This window comes from Acidisoma sp. L85 (assembly GCF_009765865.1).
Taxonomy (GTDB): Bacteria; Pseudomonadota; Alphaproteobacteria; order Acetobacterales; family Acetobacteraceae; genus Acidisoma.
Genome location: NZ_LMUQ01000084.1, coordinates 109,463 through 123,960, shown reverse-complemented (window position 1 = coordinate 123,960; position 14,498 = coordinate 109,463). Strand labels below are relative to the sequence as shown.

The following is a 14,498-nucleotide window of genomic DNA, read 5'->3' as shown; positions in this document are numbered from 1 at the left end:
GGGTCAGTTGCCGCATCTCACTCAACTCCGCCGCTGCAGCTACACTCCTACAGATCGGTCCGTAACCGTGTCGAGGAAGACTTGTTCAGAGATTCCTTAGGCATGAACCCGATGTCCGCCACGTCGCGCCCTCAAAGACGAAAGGCAATTTAAGTGCCGCTTCCCTTCGCCGAAGTCATGCGTTCCCCGTGCCGGTCCGGATGGGTAAACCAGGGTTAGATCAACCAAAGCGTGATCGCGGAGGTCGCAGACAGACCCTCGGCTTAAACAGCCAAGTGTGGCGAAGGTTTCTTTGAGGCCTTGAAAAGGCATCCGATTCAGCTCGAGAAAGCGTCAAAGCTAATCGCCAGCCGTTAAAACCCCCACTCCCAACCAGCGACCGGCTAACGCAACTGGCGCGGAGCGGGGAGGGGAGACACATCAGGAGCCGCGCGGCGGCTCCTCGCCATCGCCAGAGGGTCTGTGGAAAAGGCGTGTCCACTTAGGGGCAGGTTTGCTCGGCTTGTCCTCGGCGACACCTTCCCACCCCGCCCAGGCTGCCTGGTCGAAGGCCGCCAAGGCCTGCTCCTGATCGAGTTCGGAGAAGGTAAGGACCCTAGTCAGGACCGCGAGCTGTTCCGTCAGATCCTGTTCGAAGCTGACTCGCGCCACCTCAGCCCGCGCCTGGCCAAAGGCGAGACCTGCCGCCTGACACTCTGCGATGGTGGCGGGCGGGTCAAAAGCATCAGATAGGGCCATGCCGGATGTAATAACGCCCGCCGTCACGGTTCAAGGCGTCTTGGTTCAAACCTGCGCCGCGAGTCCTGGCTCGCCGTAGATCTGAGCCACGGCTTAAGCGCCCGTTCTGGTCGCCTCGACGAAGTTTTCCGTAGCGTCGTCAATGGCGCGGCTGCGCCGGCCTCTGGCCCATGCACGTAAAGCGACTTCAAATCCGGCCGTTCCCGCGTCACACCAGGCGGCGGGAACATCGCGTAGTGTACCTCCCGCGCATGATCGGCCAACTGCAGTCGCGGGTCGAAAACGGAAGCCAGAGCATTCGCACGAAATTCGTCTGCCCCTGCAGCAACAGCCGCGCGGCCTCGCCTGTCGCGCCGCGCAGCGCTGACCAACCCATATGCTTGCGGTTCAATACCTGCTGCGTGCGCACCAGTTCGGCATAGAATTCCGGCAGGGGCAGCCGGGTCGGCAACACAGCGTGCTGAATATCGTACAACCGGTAGTCCAGACTGGTTAGCGCGCGCTGCTCGCGCTGCCAGATTTCCGTGCCGGGATAGGGCGTATTGACGCTGATATTCACGATCTCCGGGATCTCTAGGCACCATTGCCGGATCGTCTCGAACCGGTCGCGGTCCCAATCCGGATCGGCGATCAGATTGACCGATTGACCGCCACCATGATGCCTAGCGAGCGGGCGAATTCCAGCGCTCGAAGTTCTGGTCGAGCTTGATTCGTTTTTGGAATTTCTTGAGGCCTTCCTCGTCAATCGCCTCCAGCCCGATGAACATGTATTCAAGCCCGAGCTCGCGCCAAAAGCGGAAGACCTCCTTGTTGCGCAGCAGCACATCGCCTCGCGTTTCTAGGTAGTATTTCTTGCGAATGCCGCGACGCCGGATCGCCTCGCCGATCTGCATGCCGTGTTCGGCATGCACGAAGGCCACATCATCGACGATGAATACGCCAGATTCGCGAATCTGAGCCAGCTCCGCGGCCACAACCTTGGGATTAACGCGGCGATAGGAGCGGCCATAGAACGTCAAGCGCTGCAGAAAGTGCAGTCCCAAGGACAGCCACGCGCGAATTCGATCGATGCGCAGGGATCGAGTGTGCCGATGAAATATTTGCGCCGATGCCGCAGAAGATCGCGGGCCGGACGAATTTTGTCGAGGCTCTCCACAAAGCGGGGCGGCGGTCCTTCGCCCTCTTGCGTGACCACGCCCGGCACACTGAGTAGGTCGCCAGAGGCTGTTTGTCCAAGCCTGCACCGGCCCCAACCGCTGCCAGCAACGTCGCGGCCGCGGCCTCACCTTCGCCCTTAAGCACGCAATCTATCGCGCCCTCGGCGTGGCGCAACAGATCGACGGCGACGAAGGACGCGCTATGTCCGCCGACGAAGACGAAACACTCCAGCAGCTTGGCTTTGATCGACTTCGCGAGGTCTATGATTTCAGGGATATTGGCGAGGTAGTTACCGGAGAAGCAGACCGCATCCGGCGCCATTTCTGCACCGGCCGGTCGAGATCGCGATGGGTTCCACCTGGAGGTCGATCAGCTTCACCGCATGGCCGGCGTCGCGAGCGGCCCCGGCGATCATTTCCACCCGAGCGGCTCGAGGCGAAGGAAAACGCGTGTGTACATAAGGCCGCTTGGATGAACGGCGAGCAGCTTCATCATCCCTCCTCGTGGATGAAAACCAGGCCGCGACAATGACTTGTAGCCTGACCCTAAGCCAAAGGGGCCGTCTAGTCTCGCTCGTGCTCCGCCATCACGCTGTGATGGCCTCGCGCGCTCGTGACCAAGAACAGACAAACCGCGATGCCTCGAAGGCGGGGAGTGCTAGGGGTTCGCCCGGTTGCCGAAGGCCGACCCTAATCTCCGCAAGGCCGGGCCGCCTCCGGTCCCCCCTGCAAGGAACGGAGGCCTAGCACCGAGCTACGCTTCGGGCCGGCCATGATCCCAGCCTACGTGTGGCGAAAAGATTACGACAGCCTAAACGAGATCTTCAACTCGAAACCACAGCGGTGCACGGGCCACAGGATGCGGAGCGAGTAGACTCCACACCCATGCGTTTTTGCTAGGACAACGCCTCATCCATGATACGTGCTGTTCCAGCGGCGCGACCAGACTCCACACCGCGCGGCAACCGCACATCACGCGACTCGCAGCCACGAACAAACACAGGAAAAGCGGGTTTTCCACAGCCCAAGCGTGGAGTCTGGTCGCGCCGCCTATTGGAGTCTGGTCGCGCGACTCGGGGTTATCCACTGGAGTCTGGTCGCGCATACTAATAGTTAGAGTCTAATATCTCTGCTAATAGCTTGCGCGACTAGACTCCACGTTGCCGCAGTAGGTTTCTTCAGCCATGAACAAATGCATGGCCGACATACATCGATTGATTCATCAGCAAGGGGTTGAAGAAGCGCGGCGACAGGCACTGACGAAACATGATCGTGCTGTTGTCGATGCCGCCTATCAGGTGCTGAGTGAAGAGGTCGACCGCGTTGGCTTTACCTATTCAGGTTTCGCTCTGACCTGCCTGCCTCATAAGCCAAAGCAGGAAAACGTCTGGAAGCGGGAAGGGCATAACCTGACTCTGCTTTTGCAGAGCGGTCTTGATCGTTCCGGCAAGTCGCTGGGACTGCCCTATGGCAGCTACGCTCGATTCATTCTGTTGTTTCTCCAAAGCGAGGCCGTGAAGAAAGGCAGCCGGGAAATCGAGCTTGGCCGTTCCATGCGCGTCTGGCTGAGCCAGATGGGCCTCAGTATCGGCGGCACGACCTATCGCATGGTCAATGAACAGGCCCGACGCATCTCCGGTTGCACACTGACCTTCTTCGCCGATAAGGGGAATAAGGAGGTCATGCGGCGTGGCGGCTTCGTAGATGGCTCGATCACGATGACCGATCTCACCAGCGACCAGCCGAGCCTCTGGCAGGAGAGAGTGCTCCTGAACGAGGAGTTCTACCGTGCCCTCCGCGACCACCCAGTGCCCCTCAGCGAGCAGGCGTTGCGCGCCATCGGACCACGCAGCGCAGTGATCGATATCTACATCTGGCTCGCCTATCGCCTGCATGCCCTGAACCGCGATGTCGAGGTCTCTTGGCCGGCCCTCTACGCCCAATTTGGCGCGGGCTATGGCCGAGTAAGAGATTTCCGCTCCGGCTTCCTCTCCGGTTTGGAACTGGCCCTAGCGGTTTACCCTGAGGCTAAGGTCGGAGTGGAGGAGAATGGCATCATTCTCCGGCCCTCCCGCGCTGCCGTCGCCAAGCTCATCACCAGCTAAGTGTGGAGTCTAGTCGCGCCCCAGCCGAGGCCCGGCACCACGGGCCGGGATGAGTTACCGCAAAAAGCTCAGATACCTGTCGAGCTATTTGGTTTTGTTTACGTGACGGCATCACGGGTCGCAGCGGCGAAACCCCGGTGAACCGCACAGGCTCAGCCAAGCAACGCGGACCCCGGCCGGACCCGGTAGGGTCGAGATACTCTGTCCGACCCCATTACCCCAATGCAGGCCTCCGTGCGAGCAGGAATACTATGAATAAGTGGCCCGCCTCAGCCTTAAGACTCTCCACTCGATTGTCGCGTTCACCCTTTTCGGCGTATCGTTGTGATAATGAACCTAATTCGTATTAGGGTATTGCGTCGCTCCAATAAAAGGCATTGCGCGCTTTGCTGCGCTGCGATATCGTGTGCCAACGGTTAATTTTTGGTAACGGAACTTCGTCTAACGGGCTAAATGACAGACGGATGAATTGATTGTCTCTGGGCTTGCTTAGCATATCTCTCGCGCGCTAGAGGGCATCCTGAGTTAAGCGTAGTATAGAGTCGCTAATTGCTCTTGCTCTTGCAATAGCAATACGAAGTTTTGCTGGAGCGTCGAGTAAGTCTGGGCTCGTGATTAAACTGATATTTTGGTTGGGTAGGGATTAATTTAATGAGTGGTGCGGCTAGTCTCCCAGGCGGTGTTGCGCCTGCTAATTTTACGGGCGCCGCCGCAGCGGCTTTTGCTCAGGCAGGGTTTGGTCCCAACTCGATTGTCTATAACGGATCAGGTGCTTTCCCTGCCGTGACGCCCGGAGAGACACTGATCCTCGCCGGCGCTCCTGGCACCGTTTTCAACCTACCCGACCCTCCTCCGACCCTCGGTGGGATCTATGACCCCAACGGCGGCGACACAATCAATGTCGGCAGTCAGAATATCCCGATTTTCCTCCAGACCGGCTTGGCCACGGGAACCGTCGTCAACACAAACACCGGCAGCGACATCGTCTATGCCGGCGGCGCCGATACCATCAACGCCGGCTCGGGCAGCGATACGGTCATTGGTGTAGCTGGCAACAACACAGTCATCGGGGGCTCGGGTCCGATCATCGTCGATGGGCGGAACGATGTTGACCTGCGCTTTGTTGGCGGTTCCGGAGCAGTCTCCGTTATTGGCGGTTCGGGGAATTCTGTTCTCTTTGGCAGTACGGGCTCGGCGGGTACCTACCTGCAGGGAGGCGCCGGCAATAGCACGCTGATCGGCGGCTCCGGCACCGGGCCATCGACGATCGGTGGCGGCGATAACACCACCGCCTTCGCCGCAGGCACAGGTCCCACAACCCTGATTGCGGGCACGGGCACATCCGTGCTGGATGGCCTGACCGGCAAAGGCGTTGAATCCTTCAGCACCAGCCCCTTCGCCACCACGGGCACCAGCGCCCTAATAGCGCTAAATGGCGCGGCCGATACCGTAGTTGGCGGTTCGGGCAACTCGACAGTAATCGGCGGCGCCGGCCCCGATACCTATGCCTTTCTGTCCGGCCACGCCGGTGGCAGCGAGACCATCCTGGGCTTGAAGTTCGGTGACAAGCTGGTCTTCGGCTTCTATCAAGGCAATGCAATCGCGAGCGAAGGCGTCACCAACGGCAGTGACGTGATCAAGCTCACGGACGGCACCTCGATCACCCTGGCGGGTTTCGACCACAAGCTTTTCAGCTAAGGATTGAATGGGGTAGCGAATACAGGGCTTAAAGCGGCTCAAGGCATAAATTTATATACGTAGCGGGCAGCGTAAAACTTTAATGCCCGCTACGTACCAGCGCTAAGTGGCTGTTTCAGACCTCAATAGTCTCCTTCCAAATCGCAGCACGCGCGTCAAACTCAACGCTTTGATGCCGCTGTCCTGGAGATATCCTTCCATTTGCCAACTGCAATTGAGGTCTCTAAAAATGCAAACTTCCGGAGGACACCTCCGTAGTTGCTTCGAGCAACTAGAATTTTGTCAAGCTCACAAGATCTGGATCTTGAGCTGACCGTCGAGAATTAAGGCGTGACGCTTTCCGGCTTCTTTGACACCGTATACGGTGGGAGCCTGTATGGCTGGGCTCGTGATGATGCCGATCCCACTCCAGTTTGGGTCGAGGCCGTAACCGAGGACGGCCAAGTTCTAGGCACCGCAAAAGCCGATATATTTCGTGACGATCTACTACTTGCCGGTTTGGGTGACGGTTGTTGCGCCTACAAGATCGACATCAACGGCAATATCACTGATCTCGTTGACGCTAAAGTATCCACTCGCCAAGTCGGCAGAACCAGCTGTTTAGCTGGATCGCCAATAACCATCCAGCTCAACCCAAACTTCCAGTATCTCTTGACACGCGGCACTCGGGCCCAACCGGTTCTAAACAAGCTGCGGGCTAGACTGGACCGCGAAGCGGGTACAGACGCGATATCGATTATCATGCCGGTTTTCAATACTCCACAAGCTTGGCTTATCGAGGCACTGGAAAGCGTCAGAGCGCAGTGGTGCAGTCGGTGGGAACTCATATGCGTCGACGACGGTAGTGCCGCTTCTCACGTTTTACCAATTTTGCGCGGCTATGCGAAAATTGATGAGCGGATACGAATACTCCAGTCACCTCACAATGTTGGTACCGCTAAAGCAACAAACTTCGGATTGCGAGCGGCAAAATACGACTATGTCGTCTTTATGGATCACGACGACTACTTAGAGCCGCACGCCATCTGGCGACTGATCAGGGCGGTCCAAAAATCTAAGGCCGATCTACTCTACTCAGACGAAGTAGTCACATCCGATTCAATAGAACACATTCTTGACATTCGCGCTCGCCCAGCATTCTCGTACGACTACTATCTATCTCACCCGTACTTCGTACATTTGGTTTGCGTAAAGCGCGAAATTGCATACCGCGTAGGGGGGTGGAATGAAGAGTTAGCGATCTCGGCCGATGTAGACTTTGTCCTGAGAGTCATCGAGCATGCGAACACCGTGGCACATGTACCATCTGTGCTATATCGATGGAGGACCCATGGAAACAGCGCAGGACACTCGAAACAAGAAGCCGTCACCACTACCACCACTATGGTTCTGCAACGCCATCTCGATCGAACCGGGACAAAAGCTACAGCCTCTCCAGGCATCTCGTTCAACCAATATCGGATATCTTGGCCGATTCCTGAAGGCCGTACTCTAATAGTAGTGCCTACTAAGAATAGCGCTGAACTTCTGCAAAAATGCATAACGTCCATTGAAGAAACAGTGTATCCGAATCGATACCGGCTAGTGGTGGTAGATCATCAATCGGATGACCGCAGGACCAAGCACTACCTGAGGCAGACCGTGTCTAAACGGCATATAGTGATGCCGTACAAAGGAAATTTCAATTTTTCGCGTATGAATAATCTAGCAGTCCAACAGCATAGTCATGGCTGCGAGTTTGTACTGTTTTTGAACAATGATGTAGAAGCGACCGAAAAGGGGTGGCTAGAACGCATGACAAGCCTAGCCGCTCGACCCGGAATCGGTATAGTAGGGCCAAGCTTGTTATTCGGCGACAGACGGATTCAGCATGCGGGAGTAATAGTCGGTTACAGCGATGCAGCTGAACATGTGGGCAAATTTGTGACATTCGAAGACGAGGCAGGAGCACGGACCCTCGGCGCCAATTGCACGCTGACCTCAGTACGGGATTTCTCTGCTGTCACGGGTGCCTGTCTCATGATGCGCTTATCGGTTTTTCAGGAGGTCGGCGGCTTCCGGGAAGAATTTCCCGTCGCTTTCAACGATACTGACATGTGCTTGCGCGTTCGAGATCTCGGTTACCGAGTGCTCTACGACGGACATACGTCTCTCTACCATCATGAGTCAGCTACCCGCACGCAAACCAATGATCTAATTCACCCGGAAGATACGAAGCTTTTCCAAAAGAGGTGGAAGCATTTAATGCACGGTGCAGATCCCTTCTATCATCCGTTTCTAAGTCTGACAGTGCAAGATCATATCCTGGCTGAAAGGCTCATTGTGGCGCCTGCCTCTCCGCGCATTGTCAATACCTCCCCGCTTGGAGGCGTAACATGAGAGTCAGCTTGGGCCCACTTGTTAAATGCGATAGCTTACGGCGGTGGCTGACCGTGCAGAAACCGTCACGGTATCGAATTTAGGGCGGCTATTCAGCGATGACACCTAACATAGTTGATCTTCCGGAAAGCGCTCGCGTTGATACGCTCTTTTCTCCAGCTTTCTCCACCTCTCCCCCGCAACTACGCAACGCTGAGTTGTTAAGTCCTAGACTGCGAGAACTTTACAAGCATCTTTGGAACCAAACGCGGCCGCGTGAGGAAATCGTCTGCAGTGTTGTTTTAAACGCCATAGTTGAGGGACCTGGCTTAGTATTTGATGCAGATCTCAATCTCATACGGCAAACCATTCACCAAGCTACACCTGCTGAGATAGAGGCGGCGACCCACGGTGTGCATCATTACGTGAAGAATGGACTTCTAGCTACGAAGCCCGGCGTCACCCTACTCTGTGAGAAGGCAGGTATCGGCAACTACGGCCACTGGCTAATCGAGATGTTGCCAATCGCATTTTTGAATCTGAAGCATCTCTGCGTTCCGGGCGGGTGGCGATTGCGGCTGCCGGTGGCAGGGTCTGCTATGAATGCCGTCATGCTGGCCTCCACAGAGCTAATCGGTGTGCCACCTTCCCAAATCGATATACGGGACAACGGTCCACAGCAATATGAACAACTCGTAATAATGCGCGGGCTTAGTCACCACGGCATCCACTATTCACCTCGAATTATTGATTGCATGGAGCAGATGGCCGCTGCGGTGCCCGCACAAGGGGTCGAAAAGATTTGGGTTAGCCGTGTCGGTGAGCGGCGCAGCATAGCTGACGAAGCCGAAACGTGCATGAAATTAGCGGAGCAGGGTTGGTATATAGCTGAACCCGGCAAAATGACGTTGCGGGATCAGATCAGTCTGTTTAAGGGAGCGCGGCGCATCGCGGGTGTAAATGGTGCTGGATTAACGAACCTTGTTTTTGCAAGCTCCGAGGCTGAGATAACGTCGTTTATCCCATCACCGATGCCGGATGTGTTCTTTTGGATGTTGGCCGGCTTTAAAGGACAAACTTACAGAGAAGTGCGTTGTCGGCAAATGGAGGATCCCCAGGAGCCGGAGGGTTGGAACAGCAAACTGCTGATTAATATCTCTGACATCCTTTCAGGATTAAGCTCACCGTGGTAGACTGTAGCAACCTGGGAATGAGTAGAGAAGATGGTCTTGCAGTCCTCCGCATGGTAGCCGTAGGGGCCGCCTAGCGGGCAAAATTCTCTAAAGCGACTAGGGCGGAGACGTAATTACGCTCGAAAAACACTTAAATTTATGTTGGTATACATCTCCCCGCTGCCATGCAAAAGGGGTTGAGCATTCGTTTCATTAAGTAGGGATATGATGACCCTTCGCTCTGCTGTAAGACGACGTAAGGCACAAGTGCAGCCACAAGAAGATCCACTTGGTCAGGGTATTCACCGCGATTCTACAGAAGAGCTCGCTAACTCGACTTCTGCTCTGGCGTTACATGCACGTGGCGACACTGAAAGTGGAACTTTGAATGGGCAGAAAGATCCAACGATCACCCGTCTCGAGGTGGCTTTGGCGAGACGCAACGCTGAACTCGCAAAGATCGCTCTTTATCTGAAGAGTATAGAGGAAGAGCAGTCCCAGCAGCAACGTGAACTGGATCGAGTATCAAAGGCGCTAGACAACGCGACAGAGGAAAACCTAGCTCTTCAAGACAGTCTGTTAAAACTCGGCGAAAGTAAGGACCGACTACGCTTTTCCCGAGCGTTAACGCTTCATGAGAAGCATAAGACGTCTGCCTCATCTGAGTTCGACCAGAAGCTGTTACACCATCCCGCACGAACTCGCATCTCTGAAGAGGAGATACGAGAACTCGCGACAGGCACCCGTCTATTTGACGTTCATTGGTACATCAAAAGATACTCGCTAATCGGATTAGATGACGAAGGAGCGTTAAACCATTACTTTGACCTGGGACATCGGCTCGGCTACAACCCTGGTCCGCACTTTGACGGCCAACACTATATCGCAAGCAACGCAGATCTTGACGATGGCGTTACGAATCCGCTCCGCCACTATATTCAATTTGGTGTGTGTGAAGGGAGACCCATTACCGCAGTCCAGGAGGAAATGAAGGTCCGCATAATTATGATGCAGCGAAATGAGGTGGATCTGATCTACCCTTGGGTCCTATATCACGGAGTAAGGTTCGGATTTCAGAATCTTCGTGTTATTGACAATGGATCCTCGGACTCGTTCCAGCCACGACTTGACTACCTTCAGTCGATTGGTGTTCAGGTCAGTCGGCAATACAATAGTCGTGAGGACTTTGTGAATAAGGGACGAATTATCTCCGAAATCATTAAGCACTATGATGAGGAAGATCCAGCAGACTTCTATTTTCCTTTGGACTGCGATGAGTTCGTAGGGGTGGAACTTCAGGGGGGTCAATTATCTTTCTACGAAGCGGACATCTTCAACGAGCTACGTGACCATTATAAATCAAGCGAAGCCCTTACGGTCGCAACCTACTTCGACAATCATCCAACGGAAACGGCAAGTTTCAAACGTACGACAGGGCAGCGCAAGTCCTTCTTTGCCGAAGGGACGTGCCAATCGTTGGACAGAGGTTTCAACAACCCAAAATTGAAGGGCGGAGGGGGTAGAAAAAAGACCTCTATCGTATACATGCACTACCATTTTAAGCCTTATCCGATTGTACGGCAGCATGCCCGTCAAAAGCTTGAGGCATTTTTGGAAGACTTCTCGAAAGAAGCGTTACGGCAATACATCAGCGAGAAGAGGACTGGGTTTCATTCTGCGCGGCATCTCCTAGTCGGAGAGCGCGAATATCTGACGCGAGACCCCTCGCTTTTTAAGAATGTCGCGGCTTTTGCTGAGGCCTTCAAGAGTTTAGGCATCCCCCTCCCATTTTCAGAGGATTAGGCGGTTTAAGGCCGATAAATGGCAAATAGGGTGCCTTGTCTGTTTTCAGGCGCAAACTGCGGCATCGGAACCTACGACTATCTGGTGCTTATCCGTATCTTGCTCGCTATCCACTAGTGTTGGTTTATTTTGTGGTCGACTGGAATCATATTTAATGGCAGTGTCCGAACGCAGATTTCCCGATTATGTGCCTTCCGTAGCACAGGGTCGCATGACCGTGGCGGTATGCGTACATGCCTTTTATCTCGATGTACTGCAAGATATGATGCCATATCTGAACAACATACCGGGTCCGATCGATCTTTTCGTGACATGCCTGGAAGAGCGTCGGTCAGAAGTCTTATCGATTCTAGAAATGGCGAGCATTCCTGGGAAGATACTAGTTGTCGAAAACGTCGGCATGGACGTTCTACCGTTTATCCAAGCCACTAAAGAATACCGACTTCACGAATATGATGTCGTACTCAAACTCCATACAAAGAACAACTTTTCTCACCAAGGGCGTACGCAGTTACAGATGTTTCTGAAGTTACTTTTAGGTTCGACAGAGCTGGTGGGAGATATTTTGGCGGCATTTTCGACCCGTCGTCATCTCTTGATGGTCGGCCCACATGACCTGTATCGATCGGCCCACTATATGGCGTATAATAATCGAAGAATGATAGTCGAAGTCTGTGATGCGCTTGAGAAGCCGGCAGATACGATTGATTGGGGCTTTTTTGCCGGAACGATGTTCTGGATTAGGGGCTCTAGACTAGCCACTTTGGCGCGGAGTCACAAAGCGCTTATCGCTGCGACACAGAAACAGGCCTTCGGAAAAGAGTTAACAGGGCGCGACGGCTCGGTTGCACATGCATTGGAACGGGTATGGGGTGTATTGAGCTCTTCCAAGGTTAGAGAAATCGGCCTGACCTACCGATGTGACGCAGAGTTAACGAAATTCTCGCTTCGAGTTGAAGCTGATAACCTTATTTTAAAGGAGCCAATTAGGCGAATAGGGGCGGGCGACATTCTCGATCGGTGGTCGCGAGCACGCGAGGACGTGGAAGCAATTCGGCGAGCGGGTAGTTTTGATGTTTCCTACTATTGCTCTAGAACCGACGAATGTCGGTTATATGGCATCGATCCCCATCTGCATTTTGTGCTGTACGGTGACTTGTTTTCGATTGATCCGTCGCCGACGTTCTCGACGTCGTACTATCAGTTGCGTCGACCTGACGTTTACAGAAAAGGGGTGAACACCCTTGCTCACTATTCTACGTTTGGGAAACATGAAGGATACACAGGAAGCCCAAGTTTCGAAGGCTGGTATGAAGTAGCAAGATCACAGCGCCTTTTAGACGAACAGTGGTACTTGGAGGAGCATGGTAGTGTTGAAATATCTGGGCTCTCGCCCGTCGAGCATTATCGCCATCTAGGACAGTATTTGGGTGTTGCAACCTCCGCGAATTTTGATCCGGCCCTTATTCCGGTTCTGAGGTCGGCTAAGGACGACGAGTTAGAGGTCGATCCGCTAGCAACGTTTCTGCGATTCCACTATTTAGAGGAAGCAAAGGCCTATAATGAACTGACGCGAGTTCTGCAGAACAATGATTATGCCGTCGTTCCTGACCTAGTGGGAAGCATTTTTGAGCGATTTGGTCTAACGATGGCCCCACTCTCGGCTTTAGCTCTTTATCATATTCGTGTTGGAGATTGGACTCAAGCGAAGGTGCTGCTCGAGCGCTATTGGGAAGCGTTGAGATGTAAAACGCTCCCTACAAGACACCGGCGCTCTATTTTGCCATCGAGCAATGTCGGAAATGGCGTCTTTCAGGACGTTACGCCAGCAAGGGATCAGACGCCAGTATCGATATGTGTTTACACCGCTCTATATGGCGACATAGATGTGTTGCCCCCCATATTAAGTGTATCTAAGTATTGCCGATTCGTTTGTTTCACCGACGCGCCCGGTGACGTGGAGGGGTGGGAGTATCGGATCGTCGAGCCTGGGTTGGGCGATACCAACCTCGACGCTAAGTTTTACAAAGTGCTGTCGGACAACTTTCTTGCGAATTTCGACTACTCGCTTTTCGTTGATGCGAACACGTTGCTAATGGGGCGCCTCGATGAGTTAATTGAAAAGTATTTGATCGGCAACCGGTTTGTGATGTTTCGGCACCCTGAACGGAGCGATGTATACACGGAAGCAGTGGCCATTGTGGAGTCGGAACGACACAGTCCGGCACAACTACTTCGCCAGCTTCAAGCATATAGTAAAGTTGGGCTGCCTAATGATTCGGGCCTTATCGAAGCGTCGTTCATATGGCGAGCATTCGACGAACCCCGCGTTAGCGAGCTAATGACAGAGTGGTGGGAGCATATCCTCGATTATAGCAAACGCGACCAGCTCAGCCTTGGGTTCCTGATGTGGAAAAATGACATTCGCCCTTTGACGATTCCTAATGAAGTAGGAAATCCAAGAGAAAACAAATACTTTATGAAACTTCCGCACGCCAAGCTCCCACATGCGGTGCAGGCGACCAAGGAGCGCCACAGGGTCACGTCGTCGAAAAGGCATGCAGATGTATGGTTCCTTTACGGAAGTAAGTACGTGAATTCTGGGTCCTCGGTGCTGCGTGGCAGCCAGCTCTCCGAAATACTTCGTTCTGTCGTTCCAGAATCGCGCGGCGTGTTCTACACGTCGTTCGACGAGATCTCCGACAAGATCATAGTTCTTACAAAAGGTTACATGGCTCAAGTCGGAGAGGAAGGCGTTCGTAAACTGAAGGAGCGCGGTAATGTTTTACTGGCGGACTTCGTCGACGCCCGGCCTAACGATGAAATAATTCCATTCATAGACGTGTTAATCGCATCTTCTCTACGCTCCTTCGTTGACTACAGAAGGCGCTATCCAACGGTTAGAGTGCACCATATCACACATCATGTTGACACCCGAATCGTGCCTGGCCTAGTGCCCCAAAAGTTCTCAGCTGGCTATTTCGGCGAGCTCATCAATACGATTGCTACGGGCGAAATCAGGAATGTAGTGGATTTCGTATCTGTGGATACTAGTACATCTCAATCGGGCTGGTTGAACCGTCTTCAAGACTACAGCTTTCACTACGCAGTTAGACGCGAACGTGAAATCGATCACTTCAAGCCTTTCTTGAAGGGGTTCGTCGCTGCACATTGCGGCGCGAACATGCTTATTCAAGTGAACGCGGGGGACGCTAGGTTTTATCTGGGAGAGGATTATCCGTATCTGTTGCCAGCAAATCCAACTCCAGATGAGATAGTGGAGTCGTTACGAAACGCAAGAGATAGCATTCATGGGCCGGAATGGCGCGCTGGTATGGCTGTCATGAAAGAAGTAAAAGAACGCAGCAGTCGCGACTATGTGGTGCGTGAGTTGCTGTACTTACTAAAAACGCTTTAATACAAAGGCCCTGCGAGACCTGAGCGCCGGGTGGGACAATGGGGCAGTC

Annotated in this window: 11 protein-coding genes; 7 read left to right on the top strand and 4 right to left on the bottom strand. The window is 53.9% G+C overall.

Features of this window, described 5'->3' with window-relative positions; translation table 11 throughout:
- Positions 1-65 (top strand): hypothetical protein (locus GSQ83_RS31570; RefSeq protein WP_216850631.1); only part of this gene is annotated, 65 nt, incomplete at its 5' end.
- Between the two features lie 355 nt (positions 66-420).
- On the opposite strand, the gene GSQ83_RS28390 is transcribed toward GSQ83_RS31570, so the two are convergent.
- The 4 genes from GSQ83_RS28390 to GSQ83_RS30795 form a co-directional block, all read right to left on the bottom strand.
- On the bottom strand, positions 421-738 hold the full coding sequence (locus tag GSQ83_RS28390; protein ID WP_158806340.1) for a hypothetical protein: 318 nt from the start codon (positions 736-738) through the stop codon (positions 421-423).
- Positions 739-946: 208 nt separating this feature from the next.
- Positions 947-1,297 carry a hypothetical protein gene (locus GSQ83_RS30805; protein WP_254065966.1) on the bottom strand — a complete coding sequence of 117 codons (351 nt, stop codon included), beginning with the start codon at positions 1,295-1,297 and terminating at the stop codon, positions 947-949.
- 103 nt (positions 1,298-1,400) lie between these two features.
- Positions 1,401-1,631, bottom strand: a complete 231-nt coding sequence (locus GSQ83_RS30800) for a hypothetical protein (protein ID WP_254065965.1) — start codon at positions 1,629-1,631, stop codon at positions 1,401-1,403.
- A gap of 91 nt (positions 1,632-1,722) precedes the next feature.
- Positions 1,723-2,217, bottom strand: coding sequence for a cobalamin-dependent protein (locus tag GSQ83_RS30795; RefSeq protein WP_254065964.1), 495 nt, complete (start codon positions 2,215-2,217; stop codon positions 1,723-1,725).
- Between the two features lie 874 nt (positions 2,218-3,091).
- On the opposite strand from GSQ83_RS30795, the gene GSQ83_RS28380 reads away from it, so the two are divergent.
- From GSQ83_RS28380 to GSQ83_RS28355, 6 genes are all read left to right on the top strand, one after another.
- Positions 3,092-4,000, top strand: coding sequence for a replication protein RepA (locus GSQ83_RS28380; RefSeq protein ID WP_158806338.1), 909 nt, complete (start codon positions 3,092-3,094; stop codon positions 3,998-4,000).
- 651 nt (positions 4,001-4,651) lie between these two features.
- On the top strand, positions 4,652-5,698 hold the full coding sequence (locus GSQ83_RS28375; RefSeq protein WP_158806336.1) for a calcium-binding protein: 1,047 nt from the start codon (positions 4,652-4,654) through the stop codon (positions 5,696-5,698).
- Positions 5,699-6,028: 330 nt separating this feature from the next.
- Positions 6,029-8,077: a glycosyltransferase gene (locus tag GSQ83_RS28370; RefSeq protein WP_158806334.1), complete on the top strand. Its 2,049-nt coding sequence runs from the start codon at positions 6,029-6,031 to the stop codon at positions 8,075-8,077.
- A gap of 98 nt (positions 8,078-8,175) precedes the next feature.
- Positions 8,176-9,249, top strand: coding sequence for a DUF563 domain-containing protein (locus GSQ83_RS28365; RefSeq protein WP_158806332.1), 1,074 nt, complete (start codon positions 8,176-8,178; stop codon positions 9,247-9,249).
- A 204-nt stretch (positions 9,250-9,453) separates the two neighbouring features.
- The gene (locus GSQ83_RS28360; RefSeq protein WP_158806330.1) at positions 9,454-11,031 is read left to right on the top strand and encodes a glycosyltransferase family 2 protein; all 1,578 of its coding nucleotides are present in this window, start codon (positions 9,454-9,456) and stop codon (positions 11,029-11,031) included.
- 154 nt (positions 11,032-11,185) lie between these two features.
- Positions 11,186-14,449, top strand: a complete 3,264-nt coding sequence (locus tag GSQ83_RS28355) for a rhamnan synthesis F family protein (protein WP_158806328.1) — start codon at positions 11,186-11,188, stop codon at positions 14,447-14,449.
- Positions 14,450-14,498 lie beyond the last annotated feature (49 nt).

Excerpts from the sequence above, each read along its gene's own strand:
- GSQ83_RS28360 (WP_158806330.1), top strand. The coding sequence starts at position 9,454 with ATGATGACCCTTCGCTCTGCTGTAAGACGACGTAAGGCACAAGTGCAG.
- GSQ83_RS28380 (WP_158806338.1), top strand. The coding sequence starts at position 3,092 with ATGGCCGACATACATCGATTGATTCATCAGCAAGGGGTTGAAGAAGCG.
- GSQ83_RS28375 (WP_158806336.1), top strand. The coding sequence starts at position 4,652 with ATGAGTGGTGCGGCTAGTCTCCCAGGCGGTGTTGCGCCTGCTAATTTT.
- GSQ83_RS28390 (WP_158806340.1), bottom strand. The coding sequence starts at position 738 with ATGGCCCTATCTGATGCTTTTGACCCGCCCGCCACCATCGCAGAGTGT.
- GSQ83_RS30795 (WP_254065964.1), bottom strand. The coding sequence starts at position 2,217 with ATGGCGCCGGATGCGGTCTGCTTCTCCGGTAACTACCTCGCCAATATC.
- GSQ83_RS28365 (WP_158806332.1), top strand. The coding sequence starts at position 8,176 with ATGACACCTAACATAGTTGATCTTCCGGAAAGCGCTCGCGTTGATACG.
- GSQ83_RS28355 (WP_158806328.1), top strand. The coding sequence starts at position 11,186 with ATGGCAGTGTCCGAACGCAGATTTCCCGATTATGTGCCTTCCGTAGCA.
- GSQ83_RS30800 (WP_254065965.1), bottom strand. The coding sequence starts at position 1,631 with ATGCAGATCGGCGAGGCGATCCGGCGTCGCGGCATTCGCAAGAAATAC.